At 62.6% G+C, this 3652-nt stretch carries 6 protein-coding genes; 2 read left to right on the top strand and 4 right to left on the bottom strand.

The genetic code is table 11. The annotated features are described in order from the left end of the window. Positions 1-77: 77 nt before the first annotated feature. Together ACFWF3_RS28120 and ACFWF3_RS28115 are read left to right on the top strand one after the other, a co-directional pair. Positions 78-545, top strand: coding sequence for a hypothetical protein (locus ACFWF3_RS28120; protein ID WP_379316466.1), 468 nt, complete (start codon positions 78-80; stop codon positions 543-545). Beyond that, positions 542-1432: a hypothetical protein gene (locus ACFWF3_RS28115; RefSeq protein ID WP_379316464.1), complete on the top strand. Its 891-nt coding sequence runs from the start codon at positions 542-544 to the stop codon at positions 1430-1432. The genes ACFWF3_RS28120 and ACFWF3_RS28115 overlap by 4 nt, the downstream gene beginning before the upstream one ends. A gap of 277 nt (positions 1433-1709) precedes the next feature. Here ACFWF3_RS28115 and ACFWF3_RS28110 read toward each other — a convergent pair whose 3' ends face one another. The 4 genes from ACFWF3_RS28110 to ACFWF3_RS28095 all read right to left on the bottom strand — a co-directional run. Next, complete coding sequence (locus ACFWF3_RS28110) at positions 1710-2060, bottom strand: Lsr2 family protein (RefSeq protein ID WP_379316467.1); 351 nt, start codon at positions 2058-2060, stop codon at positions 1710-1712. A gap of 346 nt (positions 2061-2406) precedes the next feature. After that, positions 2407-2643 carry a hypothetical protein gene (locus ACFWF3_RS28105; RefSeq protein WP_378657478.1) on the bottom strand — a complete coding sequence of 79 codons (237 nt, stop codon included), beginning with the start codon at positions 2641-2643 and terminating at the stop codon, positions 2407-2409. Positions 2644-2748: 105 nt separating this feature from the next. Beyond that, on the bottom strand, positions 2749-3201 hold the full coding sequence (locus ACFWF3_RS28100) for a MaoC family dehydratase (protein WP_379316462.1): 453 nt from the start codon (positions 3199-3201) through the stop codon (positions 2749-2751). Continuing rightward, positions 3198-3652, bottom strand: a 455-nt coding sequence (locus ACFWF3_RS28095) for an SDR family oxidoreductase (RefSeq protein WP_379316460.1), incomplete at its 5' end; no start/stop codon positions are given. The genes ACFWF3_RS28095 and ACFWF3_RS28100, both read right to left, overlap by 4 nt.

The following is a 3652-nucleotide window of genomic DNA, read 5'->3' as shown; positions in this document are numbered from 1 at the left end:
GCAACGCGCATGCCTGACGCGAACCGGCTGTCGGACGGATGGCTCGACGAAACGTCCAGTAGACGACACCAGGGGTGATGGGCATGCAGCTCGCATCACGTCGAGGGCCGCAACTGCGGGTCCTGACAATCGAAACAACAGTGGACCGCTGCTTGCGCTACCGGCAGGATCTAGGGCTCCCGGCGGTGATCGCGCCCGGAACCGAACGGATCATCGTGCACTGCCTCGACGGTCGAATCGGGGCGGTCATCGCCCCGGCGCCGATGTGCAGGTCCGCAACCGCACAGCTGGGCGACGGCCTGGTCATCGCCCATCCTCGTTCGTCGAGAATGACTTTCCTGACTAAGCCCGGCTGTCACTGCGACATCGAACCTCTCAGTCGAACGCTGCTGCTCAACAACATTGCCGTCGATACGACCTGGGCGGTCTTGCCCTCGCCGAGCGACGAGCAGTCCGGCTACCGGCGATGGGAATCGCCACCCCGCAGCGGGGCCCTGCCCCCGATGTTGACAGTGCTCGGGGCGATCCTCGGAGCCAAACGATGAACGGACCCGTATTCGCCTATTACCGACGCCCATTGGTGCGGAACAGGATTCGGGTTGTCGAAACCTGGATCGCCGAGATCGCGTCGCGGTATGGGTGCGATGACCTCGCCGGTCGGATGTTCGTCGAGTTCGAGTCACCGATTCGCCTGCTGTGGTCGCTGGGCGAGTTTCTGGACCAGCGGATCGACGCGAATATTGCCGAACAGGTGCGTGACCTGGCGCGAGAGCACGGCTACGAGTATGACCGAATGCATACCTACCCGACCCCCGCGCCCGCGCTGTGGCAACTGATCGGAGCGCTCGAAGCAGCCCGTGGTGGAATCGTGTTGGTCCCGTCACTGCATCACCTCGCCGACCTTGAGATACCGGAAACTGCGATCCTGCAACATTTTTCGGCGAACCTGAATGCGCGAGTGGTCTGGATTGATCCTGCGGTTGGGACTGCGCGGCAGACGTGCGTAGGGAGTCGGCCTGGTCCTGGTGGTTCACCGACTGGAGTGCTCAGTGAATTCCGGGTCAGCCCGTTCTGTGCTGCCGTGAAGATGGCGCGCTTCTACTGCGAGGAGTGCTTGACCCGATCTGGGCTCGCGGTTCTGGCAGACACGATCGACGAGCTGATGCTGGCGATCGTCGGCCCGGCCGAGCGACGGTGGAGCGGCAATCTCGACATGCTCGGTGAGCAGTTGGTGGTGCGGTTGATCCGACCAGCGGAGTCGCGCATGTTGGTTGTCGAAGTGGCCGAGACTCGTGAGCACGGAGACGCGCCCTTGGACTCCACGCTACGGCGAATCTGTGCCGCAGGAGTCGGAGTGCGCCGCGAAATCCCTTCGGGTGGCGGGACGTTGACGCGGTACGAGGTGCCGATTCCGGGCTCGGTGAGGCGCTGATGTGGGAACTGGCCCTGCCTGTTGCGCCCTGCATGGCTGTACTCGTTTGGTGCGTCAGGGGTCCGCGTTGGATGTCCGTATTCACCCGCCCGCATGGACTGGACACAAGCCAGGTGCGGGCGGGTACCGACGATAGCGAGATTGGTCGCAGGTGAAGACTGCCCGTCAGCGCGGGATAGCGAACACGAAACCCTCACGGGACCGACGCTTCCATTGCACATCAGACGGACGCCGACTTGATTGCGATCGCCGGGTATCCGGCCATCGCTCGTCTGGCTTACGCAGATGCTGCGTCATAGGCCGCGATGACTTCGGCGGAGATCCTGCCGCGGCTGGACACGGCGTGGCCGTTTTCGCCTGCCCACGCCCGGATGGCGGGGAGATCGTCGCGACGAACCGACGTGCCCGTGGTCGGCGTCGCGGACGATCGACGACTAGAGGTCTTGGCGCGACCGACCCGGCGAGCGTAGGGCAGCCACTGGTCGAAGGAATCGCGCAGCTTGGCCGCGTTGGTATCGGACAGGTCGATTTCGTAGGCGGCGCCGTCGATTTCGAAGTTGACGGTATCTTCGGCGACCGAGGTGCCGTCGAAATCGTCGATAAGGGTGACAACAACCTTGCGCGCCATGATCATGGGTCCTATTCGTTTGTGCTTGGGAATGCCTGTTAGCAATCGTAATTGCTCTTCGGCCCCGATGTGAAATGGTCGACTTCTCATCGTTCCCGTTGCGGGGTGGCTCAAACCCGCGCGGCTCGCCTTTTCTGTGTGGTTTCCGAATCGAGGCGACCGGCGTGGATCGGCTGGCGCAGATGTCGGGGGAGGTCGACGTTCCGACAGGCGGTCGACCACCACCTTTCTTGGATCGAAACTATCGATGCTCGTCTGGAATACCCTCGCCGTGAGCAGCGAGCAGGCGGGCCGTCGTGACACTCGCGGACCATGCCGTCGATATTGACAGGACCGGACACGGTCGTCAGGGAATCACCCAGTTTCGTTCGCATGGAAGGCGTGGCAGCAACAGCGCGGCGGTATCGGCGCACATCGTGGCGATGGCATTGGTGTGAGAGGCGTTGAAAGCGGCCACAAACCGGCTCGCGGCGCTCACGCAGGCCTCGTAGAACAGATCCAAGCAGTCGCCCCCGACATCTGACCAGTGGATCTGGACGATGACATCCGGCTCCGTCAATTGTGGTGTGAAATGCTCGAACATGGTGTGGCCAATGGAAGTAGTTATTGGGCATTTTCGTGGATGGAGGTGGTCGCCGCCGCCGAGGCGGTATCCTCGGCGTCAGCGCGTCGTTCTTCGCACCGCCCCTTATGGCACGAACATGGTGACAGCTTCGACTATGCAGGCAGGCTTGCTGCTGCCCGCACGTTCGACGGTGACCCGTGTGACCACCTGGTATCCGGAATCTGCCTGAGATACGGAGACCAACTCGATGCCTGCCCGTACTGCCGAACCGACCGGCACCGGAGACGGGAACCGAATCTTGTTGGCACCGTAGTTGACACCCATCTGCATGCCCTCGACGGTGTAGACCTGCCAGGTCAGCATCGGAACAAGCGACAGGGTCAAGTAGCCGTGTGCGATCGTGCCGCCGAACGGACCGGCCTTCGCGCGCTCAGCGTCCACGTGAATCCACTGGTGGTCGCCGGTCGCGTCAGCAAAACTGTCGATCTGCTCCTGGGTGATGGTATGCCAATCGGAATACCCCAGATGGGTACCCTCGGCCTGCTGCAGCCCATTGAGGCCATCGAGAAACCTCATCCCCGTGGGCCTCCTGCCACGTACAGCACCTGTCCTGAAACGAATCCCGGGCCTTCGCTCGTGAGGAACGAAACGGCGTGCGCGATATCGTCGGGCGTGCCGGTACGGCCTACTGGGATCTCCGCGGCGGCAGCGCTTTTGAACTCATCGAACGACATCCCGATGCGCGCCGCGGTCGCTGCGGTCATCTCGGTCTCGATGAAACCCGGTGCGATCGCGTTTGCGGTGACAGCAAACTTGCCCAGCTCCAGCGCAAGCGTCTTGGTGAAACCCTGCAGGCCTGCCTTCGCTGCGGAATAGTTCGCTTGTCCGCGATTGCCGAGCGCAGAAGTGCTGGACAAGTTCACGATCCGACCCCAGCGTGCTGTGGTCATGTAGGCCTGTACCGCACGGGTCATGAGGAATGAGCCGCGCAGATGCACGCTCAGCACGACGTCCCAATCGTCAGTGG

Source organism: Nocardia sp. NPDC060220, from assembly GCF_042727815.1.
In the GTDB taxonomy this organism is placed as follows: Bacteria; Actinomycetota; Actinomycetes; order Mycobacteriales; family Mycobacteriaceae; genus Nocardia.
This window is presented reverse-complemented; position numbering and strand designations above follow the sequence as displayed.